Annotated in this window: 19 protein-coding genes and 1 pseudogene; 10 read left to right on the top strand and 10 right to left on the bottom strand. The window is 38.2% G+C overall.

What is annotated here, in order from left to right:
* The 4 genes and pseudogenes from RMB06_RS18240 to rimI form a co-directional block, all read left to right on the top strand.
* Window positions 1-77: pseudogene (locus RMB06_RS18240) on the top strand (elongation factor Tu); the annotation flags it as partial.
* A 204-nt stretch (window positions 78-281) separates the two neighbouring features.
* Window positions 282-1,163, top strand: a complete 882-nt coding sequence (locus RMB06_RS18235) for a metal-dependent hydrolase (RefSeq protein ID WP_002121792.1) — start codon at window positions 282-284, stop codon at window positions 1,161-1,163.
* A gap of 235 nt (window positions 1,164-1,398) precedes the next feature.
* Window positions 1,399-2,274 carry a metal-dependent hydrolase gene (locus RMB06_RS18230; RefSeq protein WP_002121736.1) on the top strand — a complete coding sequence of 292 codons (876 nt, stop codon included), beginning with the start codon at window positions 1,399-1,401 and terminating at the stop codon, window positions 2,272-2,274.
* 106 nt (window positions 2,275-2,380) lie between these two features.
* Window positions 2,381-2,842 carry a ribosomal protein S18-alanine N-acetyltransferase gene (rimI, locus tag RMB06_RS18225; protein WP_002121701.1) on the top strand — a complete coding sequence of 154 codons (462 nt, stop codon included), beginning with the start codon at window positions 2,381-2,383 and terminating at the stop codon, window positions 2,840-2,842.
* Here rimI and RMB06_RS18220 read toward each other — a convergent pair.
* From RMB06_RS18220 to trxB, 3 genes are all read right to left on the bottom strand, one after another.
* Window positions 2,828-3,643, bottom strand: a complete 816-nt coding sequence (locus RMB06_RS18220) for an arginyltransferase (protein WP_004703325.1) — start codon at window positions 3,641-3,643, stop codon at window positions 2,828-2,830. The two genes, rimI and RMB06_RS18220, sit on opposite strands and share 15 nt — an antisense overlap.
* Window positions 3,644-3,661: 18 nt before the next feature.
* On the bottom strand, window positions 3,662-4,393 hold the full coding sequence (gene aat / locus RMB06_RS18215) for a leucyl/phenylalanyl-tRNA--protein transferase (protein WP_068930716.1): 732 nt from the start codon (window positions 4,391-4,393) through the stop codon (window positions 3,662-3,664).
* A gap of 122 nt (window positions 4,394-4,515) precedes the next feature.
* Complete coding sequence (gene trxB, locus RMB06_RS18210; RefSeq protein WP_068930715.1) at window positions 4,516-5,463, bottom strand: thioredoxin-disulfide reductase; 948 nt, start codon at window positions 5,461-5,463, stop codon at window positions 4,516-4,518.
* A 269-nt stretch (window positions 5,464-5,732) separates the two neighbouring features.
* On the opposite strand from trxB, the gene RMB06_RS18205 reads away from it, so the two are divergent.
* Window positions 5,733-8,786, top strand: coding sequence for a DNA translocase FtsK (locus tag RMB06_RS18205; protein ID WP_078224356.1), 3,054 nt, complete (start codon window positions 5,733-5,735; stop codon window positions 8,784-8,786).
* Between the two features lie 150 nt (window positions 8,787-8,936).
* Window positions 8,937-9,557: a threonine export protein RhtC gene (rhtC, locus tag RMB06_RS18200; protein WP_078224357.1), complete on the top strand. Its 621-nt coding sequence runs from the start codon at window positions 8,937-8,939 to the stop codon at window positions 9,555-9,557.
* A gap of 55 nt (window positions 9,558-9,612) precedes the next feature.
* On the opposite strand, the gene RMB06_RS18195 is transcribed toward rhtC, so the two are convergent.
* The 7 genes from RMB06_RS18195 to RMB06_RS18165 form a co-directional block, all read right to left on the bottom strand.
* Window positions 9,613-10,152: a tyrosyl-tRNA synthetase gene (locus RMB06_RS18195; protein WP_032004231.1), complete on the bottom strand. Its 540-nt coding sequence runs from the start codon at window positions 10,150-10,152 to the stop codon at window positions 9,613-9,615.
* A gap of 145 nt (window positions 10,153-10,297) precedes the next feature.
* On the bottom strand, window positions 10,298-10,585 hold the full coding sequence (locus RMB06_RS18190) for a PA4642 family protein (RefSeq protein ID WP_005070896.1): 288 nt from the start codon (window positions 10,583-10,585) through the stop codon (window positions 10,298-10,300).
* An 83-nt stretch (window positions 10,586-10,668) separates the two neighbouring features.
* On the bottom strand, window positions 10,669-10,941 hold the full coding sequence (gene minE, locus RMB06_RS18185) for a cell division topological specificity factor MinE (protein ID WP_000896934.1): 273 nt from the start codon (window positions 10,939-10,941) through the stop codon (window positions 10,669-10,671).
* A 2-nt stretch (window positions 10,942-10,943) separates the two neighbouring features.
* The gene (gene minD, locus RMB06_RS18180) at window positions 10,944-11,756 is read right to left on the bottom strand and encodes a septum site-determining protein MinD (protein ID WP_002121719.1); all 813 of its coding nucleotides are present in this window, start codon (window positions 11,754-11,756) and stop codon (window positions 10,944-10,946) included.
* Window positions 11,757-11,822: 66 nt separating this feature from the next.
* The gene (gene minC / locus RMB06_RS18175; RefSeq protein ID WP_005075304.1) at window positions 11,823-12,551 is read right to left on the bottom strand and encodes a septum site-determining protein MinC; all 729 of its coding nucleotides are present in this window, start codon (window positions 12,549-12,551) and stop codon (window positions 11,823-11,825) included.
* Between the two features lie 120 nt (window positions 12,552-12,671).
* Entirely contained in the window at window positions 12,672-13,718 is a 1,047-nt protein-coding gene (locus tag RMB06_RS18170) for a hypothetical protein (protein WP_039756890.1), read from the bottom strand.
* Between the two features lie 16 nt (window positions 13,719-13,734).
* Window positions 13,735-14,661 carry an acyltransferase gene (locus RMB06_RS18165; RefSeq protein WP_017398885.1) on the bottom strand — a complete coding sequence of 309 codons (927 nt, stop codon included), beginning with the start codon at window positions 14,659-14,661 and terminating at the stop codon, window positions 13,735-13,737.
* A gap of 246 nt (window positions 14,662-14,907) precedes the next feature.
* On the opposite strand from RMB06_RS18165, the gene RMB06_RS18160 reads away from it, so the two are divergent.
* From RMB06_RS18160 to RMB06_RS18145, 4 genes are all read left to right on the top strand, one after another.
* Window positions 14,908-15,561, top strand: coding sequence for an OmpA family lipoprotein (locus RMB06_RS18160; RefSeq protein ID WP_005070886.1), 654 nt, complete (start codon window positions 14,908-14,910; stop codon window positions 15,559-15,561).
* Between the two features lie 193 nt (window positions 15,562-15,754).
* Window positions 15,755-17,794 carry a UvrD-helicase domain-containing protein gene (locus RMB06_RS18155; protein ID WP_005070868.1) on the top strand — a complete coding sequence of 680 codons (2,040 nt, stop codon included), beginning with the start codon at window positions 15,755-15,757 and terminating at the stop codon, window positions 17,792-17,794.
* A 24-nt stretch (window positions 17,795-17,818) separates the two neighbouring features.
* Window positions 17,819-18,271, top strand: coding sequence for a dUTP diphosphatase (dut, locus tag RMB06_RS18150; protein ID WP_002121799.1), 453 nt, complete (start codon window positions 17,819-17,821; stop codon window positions 18,269-18,271).
* A 199-nt stretch (window positions 18,272-18,470) separates the two neighbouring features.
* Window positions 18,471-19,889: a phosphomannomutase/phosphoglucomutase gene (locus RMB06_RS18145; protein ID WP_311080696.1), complete on the top strand. Its 1,419-nt coding sequence runs from the start codon at window positions 18,471-18,473 to the stop codon at window positions 19,887-19,889.
* The last annotated feature ends 15 nt before the right edge of the window (window positions 19,890-19,904 follow it).

Here is a 19,904-nt window from a genome sequence, read left to right as displayed (position 1 = left end):
ACCCAGGTCTACGTTTTGCGATCCGTGAAGGTGGTCGTACTGTAGGTGCTGGTGTTGTTGCGAAAGTAACTGCATAATCACTTTCAGTGAAAAAAAGCGCTCTTTTTAGAGCGCTTTTTTTATACTTAATTGTCTAACAATCACTATAAAGGCTGGCCCTAACTGATATTTCAATGTCCTTATTTCCCCTTAATCCTTTTTATTAAATTTGTATGATAAGAATCAAGAAAACGAACAATAAAGTTTGAGTAACTAGGGTTACTTACTAAGGAGCTTTGGGTATGAATGCTAAAGTGAATATTACGAATCGTGCAGGCGCAAGTTTTCCAGTACGTCGTATGAATTTTGACTTTAATGATGTACCAGAATATTGGATGAATGGTTCTGCTGGACTCACACACTTTATGACTGCATTGTCAGCACTGTTTCCCGCTGGTGAGAAATTCTTTATAGATAGTGTAAGAGCAGTACGTTATCACCCAGCTATTAAAGATGATGAAGCGCTCCAAAAAGAAATTAGTGCTTTCATTGGGCAAGAAGCAATGCATACTCAAGAGCATGTAAACTTCAATGCTTCTGCTCAAAAGTTTGGTCATGATGTAGAAACGTTAGAGAAATTTACCGATACGGCAATTCAAACAGCCATTAAAACTTTTGTAAAAATTGTCAAACCTTTCGGTATGACAAAAGAAATGGTTGACTTGACTGCTACAACGGCTCTTGAGCATTTTACCGCTACTATTGCGTCGCAATTATTGGTCAATAAGCACATTCAAGAGCTTATGACAGATGAGACAATGTCAACAATGTGGTATTGGCATGCGATTGAAGAAAATGAGCATAAAGCCGTAGCTTATGACGTGTACGAAGGTGTGTTTGGTAAAGGCATAAAAGCTTATGCGTTACGAACCAGTTCTTTAGTGTTTGCTATGACTTTAATCTTTTTAATCCAGTCATCCTTTGTGCTTCGTTTATTAAAGCAAGATAACAAGTTGAATTTAGATGAACTATCAGTAATTTATAAATACGGATATAGCCCATCTAAAGGTATTATTAGTGGTATGGCTAAAGAAATGTTAGCTTACTTTAAACCTGGCTTTCATCCAAATGATCTAGATACTGTTGGTCTATTGAAAACATGGAAAGCAAAATTAGGTTTATAGATTTAATTCATGATTTATAAAGGGCCGATAGTGGCCCTTTTTTATTTTTATATAATTATTTTAAAGAGATCGTGGAGCAGATATTGCACCTTTATGTGTCTATGAATGACCTCATCTGATATTTCTCTGTCCTCATCTGCACTTAATTGGTACATTGAAAGACGTATGATTATAAATATTAAGAAAATAAATAAAGTTATATGTGAATTAGCTATTCACTTAAAAGGAGTCTGAGATGAATGCTAAGGTAAATATTTCCAATCGTGCTGGCGCTAGTTTCCCTGTGCGTCGTATGGATTTTGAATTTGCTCAGGTCCCACGTTATTGGGCAAATTATGATGCAGCATTAACACATTTTATGACAGCATTATCGGCCCTTTTTCCAGAAGGTGAGCAGTTCTTTGTAAATAGTACGCGTGCCGTTCGAAATGATCCAAAGCTCGCTGATCCAGATCTTCAAAAAGAAATTAGTGCTTTTATTGGTCAAGAAGCGATGCACTCCAAAGAGCATTTAGCATTTAATGCTTCAGCACAGGCTTATGGTTATGATGTGCGCCATATGGAAAAGCAAACAGGAAAAGTCATTAAGATGGGTACAGCTGTTGTAACCAAATTAATGAAACCTTTTGGCTATACCAAAGAAATGATTGATTTGACTGGAACCTGTGCTCTAGAGCATTTCACATCGACCATTGCAGCTGAACTTTTACAAAACCCTGAAATTCAGGCTATGTTCCAAGACGACACTATGTATCATTTGTGGATGTGGCACGCAGTTGAAGAAAATGAACATAAAGCTGTGGCATTTGATGTGTATACAAGTATGTACGGACAAGGTCCGAAAGCTTATTTTATGCGTTCAACAGCCTTGATTATTGCAATGGCATTAATCTTTGCAACTCAGTCTTATTTTACTGCTAAGTTACTCAAGACTGACGATAAATTAACTTGGAAAGATACGAAGTATATGCTTAAGTTCATGTATGGTCGTAAAGGTTTTATGACTCGTCAAATTCCAGAGTTACTTGATTTTTTAAGACCAAAATTTCATCCAAATGATTCGGATACCACAGCATTGCTAGCAACTTGGCGTGAAAAATTAGGTCTTTAAAAAATACTGAAAAAAGGACAATTCAATTGTCCTTTTTTTTGCTCGTTTTTTCTTGGGAAGTTTTTATAATACGCACTACTTTAGAATCTTCATTGCGTTGAAACTCATGATTCGTATTATGCAAAACACTGATGTGGATATTGTCGTTCAAATTGAAAAATCAGTTCAGACCCATCCGTGGTCAAGACAGCAATTTATTGAATCTTTGAACTCTTATCAATGTACAGTGATTGAGTCACAAAACAGAGTGGTTGGGTTTTGTATTTTACAGCCTGTTTTAGATGAAGCTAATTTGTTACTCATGGCAGTTGACCCTAAAATGCAAGGGCAGGGTTTAGGATATGAGTTATTAAGTGCATCAATTGAAAAATTAGAAAATCAACCAGTACAAATCTTTTTAGAAGTCCGTGAAAGTAATAAAGCCGCTATTGGTCTATATGAAAAAACAGGCTTTCACCAAATTGATCTGCGTCGCAATTATTATCCTACCCAAGATGGTGGGCGTGAACATGCGGTCATTATGGTAAAAACCTGTACAGATGATTTCGCATCTTTATTTAATGATTAAATTATTCCATTCAGAAGGTAACGTGGTCATAAGAGACGTACCTAGCTGTTGAATTTCCTCTGGTGATAATGACCTGTTTAAACGGCGCCATTGTCCATCGAGCAGAAGTTCTAAAGGTGTATATTGAGATTTATAGTTCATTTTAGCTGAATGTGGCACCCAATAGCCTAAGTAAAGATATTCTAAACCGAGCGATTTCACATATTCAATTTGGTTAAGAATAGAGTAAACACCAAGTGATCTACGATGCTCATCGGGATCAAAGAATGTATAGACAGCTGATAGTCCATCATCCATTAAATCACAAGTAGAAACGCTAATGAGCCGATTGTCTTTCCAAAGCTCAAGAAAAAAACTATCTGTGCAACTATGTACTAAAAACTTTTCAAACTGATCTAGACTTGGTGGAAACATATCACCATCTGCATGGCGTTCATTAATATAGCGTTCGTATAAATCATAATGAATTTGGGCTGCTTGTCGCGTAGGCAGAACAGTCATGGTGAGATCTTGATTTCGTTTCCATGCTTTTTTTTGCATGCTGTTCATTTGAAAATCGGCAACTGGAACACGACAAGACAGACATTGTCTACATAAGTGACATTCAGGGCGATAAACAAAGTCGCCACTACGGCGAAAGCCTAAACGAGAAAGTTCTGAAAGAGTGACCACATCAATTCGATGGATGGGATCTAAAAACACCATGCGTGCAGATTTATTTTCTAGATAGCTGCAATCATGAGGTGGAGTAATATAATACTGCAGATCATTTAAAAGGGACTTCGGGTGATATGATTTCATGATTGGTCCCTCCTGTTATCATTCCATTAATTTTGCATCTAATGCTATTGTTTTACTTGAAAATACACGTTCTTGATACTTTTTCCAATTGATAGAGGGGTGAATAATTACATCTTGTAACGATTTTAAGTAGTCTTGACGAGAAAGTGTACTGGCTCCCAGACTAATTAGATGACTATTGACGAGTTGGCAGTCTATCCATGGTAGCTGATTTTCTTGTCCTATGAGCATTAATGTATAAAAAGCCATTTTTGAAACATCGGTTTCGTTGCTAAACATTGACTCACCAAAACACCCTTTACCAATCGTAACACCATATAAACCTCCTACAAGCTCCTCTTGTTGCCATACTTCAATACTGTAACCATAACCAGCATTAAACATCTCACAGTAGCCTTGAATAATATCTTCACTAATCCAGGTTTCGTCTGCATAACTTCTTGGCAAAGAGCAAGAGCGAATAACTTGTTCAAAGGCATGATTAACCGTAATTGCATAGTCATGTTTTTTCATATTTCTCAGTAATGACTTGCTAGGCTTGTAGTTTTGAGGGTAGATCACGCAACGGGGTTCTGGACTCCACCAACAAATAGGCTCATCTTCATTAAACCAAGGAAAAAGACCATGGGTGTAAGCTTCAAATAGTGTAGAAGGGGAGAGGTCCGCTCCGATACAAATTAAACCATGCCCATCTGGATCAGCTTCAATGGGGTCAGGAAAAATAAATTGGGAAAGTGGAAGTGTATTCATAAAAATAAAATAAGATGAGCTTTAAGGTTATGCTATAAAAATTAATATATGTCAGCTAGTCATTATTCTAAAAAAACAGCCGTTATAAGAACGGCTGTTTTAAAACTCTAGAAATCTATTAATTAAAGATTATCTAGATATTTTTCAGCATCTAGAGCCGCCATACAGCCAGACCCAGCAGAAGTAATCGCTTGGCGATAAATGCTGTCAGCGACGTCACCAGCAGCAAAAACACCAGCTACAGAAGTCGCTGTTGCATTACCAGAAGTACCACTTTGCACTTGGATGTAGCCATCACGTAGGTTTAACTGGCCTTCAAACATTCCAGTGTTTGGCTTGTGACCAATTGCTATGAACAGACCATGAACCTCTACGTCTTGCTTAGAATCATCTTGAGTTGATTTAAGGCGAACACTGGTTACGCCAGTATTGTCACCCAATACTTCTTCAACTTCGTGGTTCCAGATAATGCTGATTTTGCCTTCTTTTTCTTTGGCAAATAAATGATCTTGCAAAATCTTTTCAGAACGTAAAGTATCACGGCGATGTACTAACGTTACATGTGAAGCAATATTTGATAAATAAAGTGCTTCTTCAACAGCAGTGTTACCACCACCAACAACCATTACTTTTTGGTTTTTGTAGAAGAAACCATCACATGTTGCACATGCGCTTACGCCTTGTCCCATAAAGTTTTGTTCAGACTCTAGGCCAAGATATTGAGCTGTAGCACCAGTTGCAATAATTAAAGCGTCACATGTGTACTCTTCCATATCACCTTTAAGAACAAAAGGACGTACATTTAAGTCCACTTCGTTAATATGGTCATAGACGAGTTCTGTACCAAAGCGTTCAGCATGTGCTTGCATACGATCCATTAATGCAGGACCTGTTAAACCTTCAGGATCGCCCGGCCAGTTGTCAACTTCGGTTGTTGTTGTAAGTTGCCCACCTAGTTGTAAACCTGCAATTAAAGTAGGTTTAAGGTTTGCACGCGCTGCATATACTGCTGCACTATAGCCCGCAGGGCCAGAACCGAGAATAATTAACCGAGAATGACGAGCACTCATTGAGGGTATCCTTATTTATTTCGAGAATTTTGAAAATTATACGTGAATTTGCCGATCAATAGCGTTAAATCAATGTGGATAATATTGATCAGGTCAATCGAATTAAGTTATATAACAATATAGAAGTGCCTTATGTTAACAACAACTGTAAAGAATCATGCACCTTTTTTGTAAGAACAGGTGCATAATATAAAGTTCATTCGTTGAAGATCTAAAATGTAGTTCTTCACATCTCTAAACCAATAATTAAATGGGTTACAGGACAGTATATGACTGCGGTGTCAAGTGTTTATGCACAGCGCTTATTGATGACATTATTCTTGGTTTCTTTTGGTATTTATATGTTTCTGGCAACAGTAACATATACACCATTTGATCCGGGCTGGATGCATATTTCCAGTGATACTCAGCAAGTATCCAATGCAAGTGGTATTGCTGGCGCATGGATTGCAGATTTGCTGTTTGGTTTTTTAGGATGGGCAAGTTTGCTTATTCCAATTTTCCTTTTCATTGAAGCAATTCAGGTTTGGTGGCCACGTAGTTTCCTAAACCGCCCATTTCGTTATGCTGCACAATTCTTCTTAATTTTAGTTGTATCTAGCTTACTTTATTTACACTGGAATGTGCCGGCAGATACTTTAGATAATGCAGCTGGGGGAATTATTGGTTATGAGTTAGGTCAAAGCCTATCTCAATTGTTAACAATTTACGGTGCAACCTTATTTTTACTGGTTTTCGGAGTAGTGTTATTTACTCTTGCATTTGGGGTGCAATGGAGTAAAACATGGGTTACGCTCAAAGCTACACCAAGTTATTTACAAGATTTATTTTATAAGAACGTATCTCCGAATGAATCGGATTATGACTTAACCACTCAACCTGCCAACAAAGCAGCCGCAGTTAAAGTTGCTGATAATGCAGAGACGAATGCGAATGCTTCAGATGAGAAAGAAACACCAGCTCAATCTGAAACAGCTCAACCGCAATCTACGACAACGCGACATGATGCGGTTGCTGAGCGCTTATTTGCAGATGTGCTAGCGAAAGAGAAGAGCCGGCCTGAACCTGTTGCAGATACACCAGTTGCAAATACTCAGAACTTTGAGCATACGCTTGAACAGGCCCATAAACTTGAACGAGATAGCCAACGTTTAGTTGCGACTGGCGAAGTATGGCGTGCTTTACAGCGTGATGATGCGAGTCATAAGCAAGAAATTGATGCGCTTTTAAGAGCTGCTGATGATTCGACAGAGACAGAGCAAGTTCCTACTCATGAGCAATTTCAGCAAACAATTTCTCAAGTAAATCAAAATCAACCATCATCTAAACAAGACTTACATAGTCTTGATTGGAGTGATGATGAGATTTTTGATGAGTTGCTTGCCGCGGTTCCAAACAGTAAAACTGCAACAGATGTGCATACACCATTTGTTCAAGATCACCATGTAGAAGCCGAACCAACTTCGCAATCTGTTAATATTGCGAATGAAACATCTTCAAATATTTCAAATTTAAATCAATCACCTAAAAATTTAGCAAACGAACAAGTCTTTGAAGATTTTGATGATTTATTAATAGATGAAGACATTGCCCCAACTGAACCTGTGAGAGCAAGTAGTTATGCGCAATCTTCAGCATTTGTAAAAGCTCCTATTCAAACGACTATTCAGGCCGACAAACTTTCAAAAGAAGAGTTTATTGAAGCTTGGCAGGAGACTGCTGGAAAACCGCAGGAAAATTCTGATTTTGATGAAGACGATTTCGATTTTGATGCACCGTTAACAGATGCATCAGGTCGCCCAATGTCTCGTGCAATGCAAGTTGCTAAGAAGCGTTTGGATTTGCCAACTTTACCAGGTCTTGATTTACTCGATAAGGTTGATCCAAATAAGAAAGTCAACTTTACTGAAGAGCAACTTTCACGTTTGTCTGAATTGCTTGAAATTAAATTGCAAGAATTTAACGTTAAAGCACAGGTGGTAGAGGCTCAACCAGGACCAGTTGTAACTCGCTTTGAGTTAGATTTGGCGCCGGGTGTTAAAGCTTCTAAGGTAACGAATATCTCACGTGACTTGGCACGTTCAATGTCGATGGCATCTGTACGTGTGGTCGAAGTTATTCCTGGTAAACCATACATTGGTATTGAAGTGCCAAACAGTGCCCGTGAAATGGTACGTTTGATTGAGTTATTGGAAACACCAACATATCGCGACCCAAGTGCATTAATTAGTATGGCGATGGGTAAAGATATTTCAGGTAATCCTGTACTCACTGATTTAGCGAAAGCACCACATATGTTGGTTGCTGGTACGACAGGTTCTGGTAAATCGGTTGCGGTCAACTCGATGATTTTATCGATGTTACTTAAATATACGCCTGACCAATTACGTTTAATTTTAATCGATCCAAAACAGCTCGAACTTGCAAACTATAATGATATTCCACATTTATTAACTCCAGTCGTTACTGACATGAAAGATGCGGTAAGTGCTTTGAACTGGTGTGTGAATGAAATGGAACGTCGTTATAAACTTATGTCGTTCTTAAAAATTCGTAAATTAAGTGACTACAACCGTAAAGTTGAAGAAGCGATTGCGAATGGTGAAGACTTAATTGATCCGACTTGGAAGCCAAGTGATTCAGCGACACAAGAACGTGCACCTCGTTTAACGCCATTACCATCTATTGTCATTGTTGCGGATGAGTTCGCCGACATGATTATGCAAGTGGGTAAAAAAGCAGAAGAAATGATTACCCGTTTGGCGCAAAAATCTCGTGCTGCTGGTATTCACCTATTGCTTGCAACTCAACGCCCATCTGTTGATGTTATTACCGGTTTGATTAAAGCCAATATTCCAACGCGCGTAGCACTACGTGTAAATAGTAAAATTGACTCACGTACTATTTTGGATGCTGGTGGTGCAGAAGACTTGTTAGGTCACGGTGATATGCTGTTCTTAGGACCAGGTAAAATTGAGCCAGAACGTGTACATGGTGCTTTCATTAGTGATGATGAAGTAAACCGTATTTGTGATGCTTGGCGTGAGCGTGGCGAGCCTGATTATATTGATGAAATCTTGACTCCATTTGATGAAGAGCCTGCATCACGTGGCTTTGAAGAGGGTGAGGGTGGTTCTGACCGAGATGCACTCTATGATCAATGTGTGTCATTCGTATTAGAAACTCGAAAAGCGTCTACATCTTCGCTACAGCGCAAATTTAGCCTTGGTTATAACCGTGCCGCTCGTATCATTGATCAAATGGAAGAGAACGGCATTGTGAGCTCAATGGGCCCTAATGGTAAGCGGGATATTCTAGTCTAAGACAATATAATTTAAGCCTCTTCGGAGGCTTTTTTATAACTTAAATAAAGTGAACCTATTTATAAATGACTTAAAGATTTTATCGTCTAGTAAAAAATGCTAATGTATTTTCCCTAAATAAATAACAATGAATTAAATCAGGAGAAAGACATGCTATTAGCTCTGATTACTTTAGCCTTTATTCACTTTTGTGCGCTTATTACTCCCGGGCCTGATTTTTTCCTTGTATCTCAAACCGCCATTAGTCGTTCTCGTAAAGACGCTATGCTAGTCGTTACTGGTATAACGGCGGGTGTTATGTTTTGGGCGTGCTTGGCGCTGATGGGGCTAAATCTTATATTTGAGAAAATGGCTTGGTTAAAGCAAGGATTGCTCATTGCTGGTGGCTTATATCTATGTTGGTTGGGTTATCAGATGCTACGTTCGGCTTTTTCAAAAAATCAGCAAGAGGGCAATGTTGCTGTTGAGCTCCCAAAAGCACCTTACTTATTTTTTATTAAAGGCTTGATAACCAATCTATCAAATCCGAAAGCTGTTATTTATTTTGGTAGTGTTTTCTCTTTATTTTTAGCTAATCCTCAACTTGATCAAGTTCACTGGCTACTCTTTATTATTGTCACAGTCGAAACAATTTTATGGTTCTGCTTTGTGACTTTTATTTTCTCGTTACCAAGTTTTAGAGCAGCTTATCGTAATTTTTCAAAATGGATTGATGGTATTTCGGGTGGTATTTTTACCGTATTTGGTATTTTCCTGATTGGTAATCGATAAGTCTAGATAAGAAAAAAGCCTCTTTTAGAGGCTTTTTTAATTGCTAAATTTTAGATCATTGATATAGGAATAATATAACAAAACTGAAAAGAATCAGCAGCCACATGATAGATCCTATAATAATTAAAATGATTTGAGGTGTATTGAATTTTTCTTGCTCAATTGTCGTATTTAGTTGTTTTTGTGCATAGTTCAACGCTTTAAAGGCTGGGATTAAAAATATAATGCTGCAGAGCGAGATAAGCCAGTAAGGATCAGGTAAGCCAACCAGTAAAGATGTAATGAGATATCCTAGATACATCCAACCTGAAGAGAAATCATTAGTATACCCTTGTTCTTTTGCGTATTTTTTTATGTGATTAAATAGTGAATATAAAAAGAATATAGAAAAAATTGCACGAGCAGCAGGCATAATATTTAACTTATCTTTGATTAGAAAAAATCGCCATGCTTTAAACATCCACCAAATTGGGTATAAGCCAAACGAAATTAAGGATAGAAAGATAAACTTATTAACACTAATAATTTTTAAATTTTCTATATGATTTGACTGGATGGATTGTGTTTGTTTTAAATTAATATGTTCTGGGTTCATAAATTTATATTTAGAATTAAATGGTATTGATGACTTTAAGATTATTTGTAATAAATGTAAATAATTTAGGTAATTGAATAAACCACATAATCTATCTCTTAAGTTTTACTAGGATAGATTATGCAGTGTTATTCAAATAGAAAAGCTAGGCAAACTTTGCTAGAACTTCTAAAAATGGTGCTGATTGACGCGGAAACTTAGCAATTACATCATGGATGCGTTGGCCTTCCGGGTCTTTGGCATTAATATCGCGTCCGTCCGCAATAAATTGCTTTAAAAGACGCTCATAGTCTGTTGGGCGCATATGTTTGAATGCATGGTAGAGCACATGAAAATCTGCATTCACACCACTTGGAGGAAGTTGGTTGAGGTAGGCAAAAACACGCTCATCGGACCATTCTTCATTGAAAGTTGCTGGCTGTGATAATGCCATGACAATCTCCTCATTTTAAAAAAGGCAAAATAACTTGCGTTATTTTGCCTTGATTCTGATTTATTGAATAGTCAGAAATAGAATTATCGTTCTTCAGGTAAATTGATATTCATTTCTAACATTTCGATATTAGCTTCAGAGCGAACTTGCATTTGGATATGCTGTTCACCTACACCGCTAACATAACGACTAACCACTTGCATGATTTCTTTTTTCATCTGATCAATCTTGTCTTGGCTTAAACGGCGGCCTAAACCTTGTTCAGAAGCAACAATAACTTTCAAACGATCTTTGGCAGTTTGAGCACTTGATGGTTTTTCTTCGCTGCTAAATAATTTACTCCAGAATCCTGCCATATCTACGCTCCAAATAGTCGTGCTAACCAGCCTTTAGGTTGAGCTGTGATGTGTCGATAAGGACGGTCTTCGCCAAGGAAGCGTGCAACCAAATCATCATACCCCTGACCAGCTTTAGTTTCTGAATACAGAATAACTGGCTTACCTTCGTTTGATGCTTGTAATACACTTGGACATTCTGGAATAACACCTAATGTCGGTACGCGTAAAATATCTTTAGAAATATCATCAATTGTCAGCATTTCCTGACGGTCAGCACGTTCCGGGTTAAAACGTGTAATACATAAATGTTTACGTATACGCCCTTCGTTGTGTTCAACTTTCTTGGTTTTGCTATCTAACATACCAATAATACGGTCAGAGTCACGTACTGAAGAGATTTCAGGGTTTGTTACAATGATTGCTTCATCTGCATGATACATGGCTAAAATCGCGCCACGCTCGATCCCAGCAGGTGAGTCACAAATGATGTAATCAAACTCTTGAGATAACTCATCAATAACTCGAGCAACACCTTCGTCGCTCAACGCATCTTTATCACGTGTTTGTGAAGCCGGTAAAATATAAAGGTTTTCGATATCTTTATCGCGAATAAGGGCTTGTTGCAGACGTGCTTCATTATTAATAACATTAACGAAATCATACACAACACGACGCTCACAACCCATAATCAAATCAAGGTTACGTAAGCCTACATCAAAATCAATCACAACAGTTTTATGACCACGAAGGGCTAAACCTGTTGCAAAAGATGCGCTCGTTGTAGTTTTACCTACACCACCTTTGCCTGATGTTACGACAACAATTTTGGCCACCGAATCCACTCCTATTATGGTCATACACCCTTAAAAGGGCTGTTTTTTGGTGATTTGCTTAATAAATTAAAGTTCTAGAGCTTCAAATTCAAGCTCTTGCTTTTCATTTAAATAAATATGTACTGGTTTTTTTACCACATGTTTAGGGATATCATCTGCGACACAATACGTTCCGGCAATGGAAACGAGCTCAGCCTCTAAAGATTGGCAAAAAATGCGTGCAGCTGCGTGCCCGCCCGCACCAGCAATGACTCTACCACGAACTGTGCCATAAATATGTATATTTCCTGAAGCGATCACCTCGGAACCACTATTCATGCCAGCCTTTAAAATAATATCGCCGTTATCTTGTACAAGGGATTGGCCTGTACGCAAAATTTCATCATGATAAGAGGTAATATGAGCGACCGCTATCTTGTTTAGTGGTTTTTTTGTTTCTGCTGAAGACGAGGCAGGAGCTGTAGCAGGTTTTTCCACAATAGCCACTTGTTCAGCTGTCGCTTTAATGCGTTGTAATGGTTGATCTGCCGGTAAAACAGGGAATTGAATAGCGCGAGCCTCATCTCCTAAAATACCGTCGATTACCGCCATTGGTTGTAAACCCAAGCTCACCAGAAGTTGAATCAATGCAATTAACTCTTGCTCAACTGTACTGTCAATAATCACTAAAGTTCCTTGATAGGAACCTTCATTTAAAATATTTGATAATTGCTGGCGGATCACATCATGATCATTGGTATCGAAGGTTATCCTGCTAAAGTTAACCATTCTGCCGGTAATCCGTATATCAGCCATAAGTCTTCCTTCAAGGCGTTAAACGAGCTGTAATATCGTTAAGTTTATTGTAAATAGGGCAAATGCTAGAACAATTCGTGCCAATTCTCTAGCGTGATTCATAAAAAATTAAATAAATGCTTATTCTTTGATTCGATCATACTCCGCAAGGGTTTGTTGCCATTGTTTGACCTTGACTTGTTTACGTACAGACTCCAGTGTCTCGAACACGACAGATTCAACCAATTGCTCAAGCTGACGATTATTAATATTGATTTCACTTACTCTTTGAGAAATTAATTGATAAGTAGGGTTCGGACTATTTGGTGAGCCCTCAATTAAAGGTTCAATTAAACCTGCACTAATATTTTCACCTAATCTTTGACCAATGCTTTGAATTTGCTGTTCAATGCGGCCCCCGACTAAAGGAATTAATCGTAATAATTGAGTTAGCTCAGGCGTATCAATAATGGCTTGATCTACAATTTTGCCCACCCCTTTTGTAATGGCAGGCTTTTGTTCTTTTAAAGCGGTGGCTAAAGATTCTTGTAATAATGCAGTTAGAGCAACAGTAAATTGCTCACGATGATGATTAACCAAGTCGTGAATAATCTGTTTATGGCTAGAACTGGTTTCAAGTTCATATCTAATACCATCAATCACGGTAATTACAACGCGGTCAGATAATTCTTCCATTACGACGCGATAATAAAATAGCCCAGTTTTCCGCCAGCTTTCCGGAACAACTGGATAACCCAACTCATGTAAACGGTAAGCAATAATTCCAGCACGGAATAAACGTAAAAAACGAAGTTGAGGAATAATGGCTAAAATTTCATACCAGTGAATAAAAGGGAAAAAGAACCAACGCTTATGGTGCTTGTTGATGATCGCAATAGCCCAGCGTACAAGCAGCTCAATAATTAAAAAACCAATAAACCAAGCTTCTGATGTAATCACCCAAGGATGTAGTGAAGTACGATAAAAGCTGAGTACTTGGGGCAAGTGAATATGTTCGAAGAACCATGCTCCAATACTGCTCATTAAAAAGAAATTAGTCGCAAGACAGAACAAGTTAAAAATGATAATAAACACCATAAAGATGTCGTAGACCAAAAACAGCTTAAATGAAAGGCTGTTTGGGTCTACATGATGGTATTTCGTTTTTTTCCCAGAACTGTTTTGCATAATAACGGGTGCTTTCTTAAATATTTGCAGTGGTATATTGAGACTTCATTTGCTCAATAAGTTGATCTTTTTCGGTCCAAATGTCATGAACCCATTGCTGAAAACGTTCACGATAAGCTGCGTCATCTTCATAGTTGCCGCCAAGCACCCAGTCTGGAATTTCAATTTTACGTAAGTTAACCGCAATTTTAGAAACATCCCCAAGCCAGAAATCGCTATATCCCGGTACGCCATCAGGATAGACGATGGTCATATCAACTAGGGCATCGATTTTGTCACCCAAGATATTTAATGCAAGCGCCAAGCCACCTGCTTTGGGTTTTAGCAAATGCTTATAAGGGGATTTTTGCTGGTCATGTTTTTCTTGAGTAAAACGAGTACCTTCCAAATAATTTAATAGGGTGAAGGGCTGACTTAAAAGCTGCTCACAAGCTTTACGTGCTTCCATCATGTCACGATCTTTAAGTTCAGGATTCTTAGCGATCTGTTCTTTAGTGTGACGCTTCATCATTGGGAAGCCTAAAATTTTAAATGCTTGCCCAACAAAAGGAATAAAGATGAGTTCCCATTTAGTAAAGAAACGGGTAAGGGGCATACGGGTTAAACCAAAATATTGATTTACAGTCGTGTCAACCCAACTTTGATGATTACAGGTCATTAAATAACGACCTTGCATATTCAGATCAAGCCCTTCATCAATGGTAATGTCCCATTTTAGATTGGGTAGAACATGGTCAATTAACCAGTTATTTACCCCTAACCAGCTATTTGTAATTTGAATATTAGTTTCATCTATTTTTGATGATTTTTTTAAAAGCTTGGTCAGACCTAATGCAAGAACAGGAGGACCATGAAAAAAAGTACTTCCTGTAATGACTGTACCTACAGTGAGTCCACGTGTAATTTTTTTTAGCGCAGATTGTTTATTGGGTGCAGTTGGCATATAAATGACCCCGAATGTCTCAAATCCATAGAAAAGTTGTTCAACTATAACTGTCATAATATGAAATACAACGTTATCTTAGACAACAATGAAGAAATTGTGATGAGCTAGCATCTTAAAGTGCATCAAAATATTACAAAAACATAACTAAACTGTTTATTATTAACAAAATATCAATGTTTTATACTTCCTTTTTGTTTCATTATTCATTCAGACAACAAAACACACAAAGTGAGGAGGCATGCAATGCGTGCATTAGTTATTTCAACAGTGGTAGGGGCAGCAGTAGTTCTTTCTGGTTGTCAAACAACTGGTAATAATCTTGGTGGCGTTGAATACGATAAAGCCGCATTAGGTACTTTAATTGGTGCAGCAGCTGGTTATGGTATTTCTAAATCAAATGCAAACTCTAGCCGTCAAAACAACCGTGCTGCGGCAATTGGTGCAGTTCTTGGTGCTGCTGGTGGTGTATATCTTGACCAGAAAGAGAAAAAACTTCGTCAACAAATGGCGGGTACTGGTGTAGACGTTGGCCGTAACCCAGATGGTTCTGTTCAATTGATCATGCCTGGTAGCATTACTTTTGATACAAACAAATCAAACATCAAGCCAAACTTCTATGCAACTTTGAACAAAGTGGCTCAAACTTTGGCTGAAGATAACAAGAGTGCAATTCTTGTAACTGGTTATACTGATAACACTGGTAATGACTCTATCAACATTCCATTATCACAAGCACGCGCTCAATCAGTACGTAGTTATTTAGCTAGCCAAGGCGTATCTGCTAGCCGTATCGACGCGCAAGGTTATGGTTCATCTAACCCGATCGCAGATAACTCAACTGCATCTGGCCGTGAACAAAACCGCCGTGTAGAAATCAGCATTTATGCTAAACAATAAGATCTAGTTTATTGTTTCAAAAACCACCTTCGGGTGGTTTTTTTATGGGGGCAGTACAAGAAATAATCACGACATTCTGCGGCGCATAAATTGCATTATTAGACATCATTTATACATATCCGTAGATTTACTATTGGGATTCTAAAAAAGAGATGACTATAATCATGCTCGAAAAATTAAGAGGTAATACACGATGTCATCTGCCAGTCAATTGAACAACAAGCAAGAAGAAGCCATGAAATATACTCAGGGCCCTTTATTGGTGCTTGCTGGCGCTGGTTCAGGTAAAACATCGGTAATTACGCGTAAAATTGCCTATTTAGTGCAACATTGCCGTATTCCTGCACATCGTATAACCGCGATGACCTTCACAAACAAAGCTGCGCGTGAAATGAAAGAGCGTGTGACCAAGCTTTTGTCGCGTGAAGAAGCAAAAGGTTTATCAGTTTCTACCTTCCATACTTTTGGTTTAAACCTTTTACGTTTAGAACTTAAAAATTTACCTTTAAAAGCTAATTTTTCGATTTTAGATGCAGACGACTGTAAACGTATTTTGATGGATTTGATGCATCGCGATAATTTATCGGGTGCAGAGAGTAAAGAATTAATTGCTAAAGCAATGAAGAAAATTTCAGATTGGAAAAACGATCTGATTTTGCCGGAACAAGCACATTCGACTTGTGAAACACCGGAAGATGTCCAGTTTGCACATCTCTATCAACTTTATGAACGTAATTTACGTGCCTACAATGCTGTCGATTTTGATGACTTGATTGTTATGCCAACACGCTTATTGCAAGAAAATGCAGAAGTACGTGACAAATGGCAAAACCGTGTCCGTTATTTATTAGTCGATGAATATCAAGATACCAACACGGCTCAGTATATTTTGGTCAAACTATTAGTTGGTGTAATGGGGCAGTTCACTGCAGTAGGTGACGATGACCAGTCAATCTATGCGTGGCGTGGTGCTAAGCCTGAAAACATGGCGTTGCTTAAACAAGATTTCCCAAATCTACATATTATTAAGCTTGAGCAAAATTACCGTTCGACCAGCCGTATTTTAAAAGCAGCGAACTGTGTGATTCAAAATAACCCACATATTTTTGATAAGAAATTGTGGAGTGATAAAGGGCATGGTGAAGTCATCCGAATCATTACATGTCGTAATGATGATGATGAAGCAGAACGCGTAGTCAAAGACTTACTGACTCATAAGCTAATGAACGGTAAGAACTGGAAAGATTATGCCGTTTTGTATCGCGGAAACTTTCAGGCACGTGTATTAGAAACCCAGCTTCGCCAAATGCAAATTCCGTATAAACTCTCTGGCGGTACATCGTTCTTCGCGCGTGCAGAAATTAAAGATGTAATGAGTTATTTGCGTCTTATTATTAACCCAGAAGATGACAGTGCTTTCTTACGAATTATTAATACGCCTAAACGTGCGATTGGCCCTGTTACTCTAGAGAAGCTCGGTTTATTTTCACAAGAAAATAATTTGTCTTTACTTGGTGCTTCTGCTGACCAGCGTTTAAGCATGGTGCTTCCTAAAAAGGCAGAAACACAGCTTCATGAATTTGCTGACTTTATCGCGACATTTACACGTGAATTGTTGGAAGATGATGAGCCTGTGCCTAAAGTTCGTCAAATGATGAATGAAGCGGGTTATATGGATTACGTTCGGGAACAGTCAGCAACTCCTGCACAAGAGAAAAGTAAACTCGATAACATCGAGAACTTATTTACCAGTATTCAAAATCTGATTAATCGTGCTGAAGATGTTGATGAAAAGAATATTGAAAGTGTCATCCGAAAACTAGTTTTGCTCGATCTGTTAGAACAGCAGCAGGAAGAAGAAGATACAGACAAAGTTAACCTTCTTACTTTGCATGCAGCAAAAGGTCTGGAATTCCCATATGTGTACATTATGGGACTTGAAGAAGAACTATTGCCTCACAAGAACTCGATTGCAGCAGAAACCATTGAGGAAGAGCGCCGTCTCATGTACGTGGGCATTACACGTGCACGCCAAGGTTTAACGTTAACTCTAGCGGAACAGCGTAAAAATGGTGGACAGATGAAACAAATGACGCCTAGCCGTTTCCTTGATGAGCTTCCGCAAGATGAGCTTGAGTGGTTAGGGCGTAAAAAGAAAATTGCGGCTAATGTTGACCCTAAAGAACAGGCTCAACAATATCTGGCAAATTTAAAAGCTTTATTAAAGCGTTAATTTTTTTAATTTTTAGGAAATCCCATGAAAGTTCAAGTGAAATTGCTCGATCCGCGTTTAGGTAAAGAATGGCCTTTACCTTCATATGCTACAGCAGGTTCAGCGGGTTTAGATTTACGTGCCTGTTTAGATGAAGCAATTGATATTGAACCAGGACAAACTGTTTTAGTTAAAACAGGTATGGCAATTTATATTCATGATGTAAATTTTGCTGGTTTAATTTTACCACGTTCAGGTTTAGGCCATAAACACGGGATCGTGCTTGGCAACTTAGTTGGTTTGATTGATTCGGATTACCAAGGTGAATTGATGGTTTCAGTTTGGAACCGTGGTCAAACCACATTCCGTTTAGAACCAGGTGAGCGCTTGGCACAGTACGTTTTAGTGCCAGTCGTACAAGCTGAATTTGAGCAAGTAGAAGAATTTGAAGAAACTTTACGTGGTGCTGGTGGCTTTGGTCATACAGGTAAACAGTAAGTTTTTCTAAAATATTAACGAAAATCAAACGCCTGTTGAACAGGCGTTTCTTTTTATATCTTGAATGTTACAATGGATTATATTACAACACGCTTTACTCATATTCTTTTAACTTTTTTAGCAAACAAACCTTTCAAAAATTTTGAATAATCTATGTTTTTGCGATAGATCGAATTGATCTTTAAATAGAAGATACGCTATGAATGTAAGACACTCATTTCCAAAAAGTATTTTTCGTGCTTACGATATTAGAGGCAAACTTTCTTACTTAACCACGGACGTTGTCCGTTCAATTGCCTACGGATTGGCACAACAATACAAACAAGCAAAACAAACTCAATTAGTGATTGGCTATGATGCCCGTCTCACAAGCCCAGCCTATGCACACTTAATTGAAGAAATTTTAATAGAACAAGGTTTAAAAGTAACCAATATTGGTTGCTGTTCATCACCAATGATGTACTACATTGCACGAGATTTTGGTGGCAATGGCATTATGGTGACAGCAAGCCATAACCCAAAATCTGATAATGGTATTAAGTGGATTTTAAAGGGTGAACCGCCGTCTCCAGAAATGATTCAGCAGGTGGGTGAAGAAGCCCAAACTTATGTACCAAACCATTCAATTTCTGTACTTGAGTTGACATTACCTCAATTTAAAGTTGAATTTTGCCAGCAATACCAACAAGCCATTTTTAAAGATATTCAGTTAAAACGTCCTTTAAAAGTTGTTTTAGATGGTTTGCATGGTTCAGCCGGGCATTGTTCAAAACTAATCTTAGAAAAAATGGGTTGTGAAGTCATAGCTTTACGCACTAATCCAAATGGAGAGTTTCCAGATCACGCACCAGATCCATCACATGCAGCTCATTTAATTAGCTTGCGAAAAGCCGTGGTCGAGCAGCAGGCGGATATTGGTATTGCTTTGGATGGTGATGGAGACCGTGTTGTTTTAGTCGATGAAAAAGCACAGATATTGACAGCAGATCGCTTATTGTCGCTTTTTGCGCAAATGTGCCTTGAGCAGCATCCAGAGCAAGAAATTGTTTTTGATGTGAAATGTTCACGTATGGTTCAAGAGACCGTCGAGAAACTCGGCGGAAAAGCAAAAATGATCCGCACGGGAAGTAGTTTCCTAAGGGCTTATTTATCTCAATCGAATGGACGGGCCATTTTTGGTGGTGAATATGCAGGTCATTATGTGTTTAATGATGGCCGTGGTTTTGGCTACGACGATGGTTTATATGCTGCATTACGAGTAATGGAGTATTTTACCCAATCTGATGCCGCTACAATTTCTGAATTATTTGCTCCATATCCAGAAAGATGTTGTACAGAAGATACCTATATTGGTACTTATCAGTCTGATCCAAAGTATGTATTACAAGATATTGAGATTTTAAGTCATCGCTTAGGGGCACGTATTAGTAAAATTGATGGCGTACGTCTTGATTTTGATGATGGTTTTGGCATTATTCGAGCATCAAATACTGGTGAATACTTTACAGTACGATTTGATGCGGATAATCCTTTACGATTAAAGGAAATCCAGCAAAAATTTGTAGATATGTTGCAAGAACACTATCCGCAAATTGCACAAGAACTTTCAGAGGCCTAAGTAAGGAGAGGCGTA

It is taken from the genome of Acinetobacter sp. V104_13, assembly GCF_031798995.1.
GTDB lineage: Bacteria > Pseudomonadota > Gammaproteobacteria > Pseudomonadales > Moraxellaceae > Acinetobacter > Acinetobacter pittii.
The sequence above is the reverse complement of the archived record's forward strand: the minus strand, read 5'-3'. Positions and strand labels throughout refer to the sequence as shown.

Coding starts and splice junctions, on each gene's coding strand:
- RMB06_RS18235 (WP_002121792.1), top strand. CDS start 282: ATGAATGCTAAAGTGAATATTACGAATCGTGCAGGCGCAAGTTTTCCA.
- RMB06_RS18230 (WP_002121736.1), top strand. CDS start 1,399: ATGAATGCTAAGGTAAATATTTCCAATCGTGCTGGCGCTAGTTTCCCT.
- rimI (WP_002121701.1), top strand. CDS start 2,381: ATGATTCGTATTATGCAAAACACTGATGTGGATATTGTCGTTCAAATT.
- RMB06_RS18220 (WP_004703325.1), bottom strand. CDS start 3,643: ATGAAATCATATCACCCGAAGTCCCTTTTAAATGATCTGCAGTATTAT.
- aat (WP_068930716.1), bottom strand. CDS start 4,393: ATGAATACACTTCCACTTTCCCAATTTATTTTTCCTGACCCCATTGAA.
- trxB (WP_068930715.1), bottom strand. CDS start 5,463: ATGAGTGCTCGTCATTCTCGGTTAATTATTCTCGGTTCTGGCCCTGCG.
- RMB06_RS18205 (WP_078224356.1), top strand. CDS start 5,733: ATGACTGCGGTGTCAAGTGTTTATGCACAGCGCTTATTGATGACATTA.
- rhtC (WP_078224357.1), top strand. CDS start 8,937: ATGCTATTAGCTCTGATTACTTTAGCCTTTATTCACTTTTGTGCGCTT.
- RMB06_RS18195 (WP_032004231.1), bottom strand. CDS start 10,152: ATGAACCCAGAACATATTAATTTAAAACAAACACAATCCATCCAGTCA.
- RMB06_RS18190 (WP_005070896.1), bottom strand. CDS start 10,585: ATGGCATTATCACAGCCAGCAACTTTCAATGAAGAATGGTCCGATGAG.
- minE (WP_000896934.1), bottom strand. CDS start 10,941: ATGGCAGGATTCTGGAGTAAATTATTTAGCAGCGAAGAAAAACCATCA.
- minC (WP_005075304.1), bottom strand. CDS start 12,551: ATGGCTGATATACGGATTACCGGCAGAATGGTTAACTTTAGCAGGATA.
- RMB06_RS18170 (WP_039756890.1), bottom strand. CDS start 13,718: ATGCAAAACAGTTCTGGGAAAAAAACGAAATACCATCATGTAGACCCA.
- RMB06_RS18165 (WP_017398885.1), bottom strand. CDS start 14,661: ATGCCAACTGCACCCAATAAACAATCTGCGCTAAAAAAAATTACACGT.
- RMB06_RS18160 (WP_005070886.1), top strand. CDS start 14,908: ATGCGTGCATTAGTTATTTCAACAGTGGTAGGGGCAGCAGTAGTTCTT.
- RMB06_RS18155 (WP_005070868.1), top strand. CDS start 15,755: ATGTCATCTGCCAGTCAATTGAACAACAAGCAAGAAGAAGCCATGAAA.
- dut (WP_002121799.1), top strand. CDS start 17,819: ATGAAAGTTCAAGTGAAATTGCTCGATCCGCGTTTAGGTAAAGAATGG.
- RMB06_RS18145 (WP_311080696.1), top strand. CDS start 18,471: ATGAATGTAAGACACTCATTTCCAAAAAGTATTTTTCGTGCTTACGAT.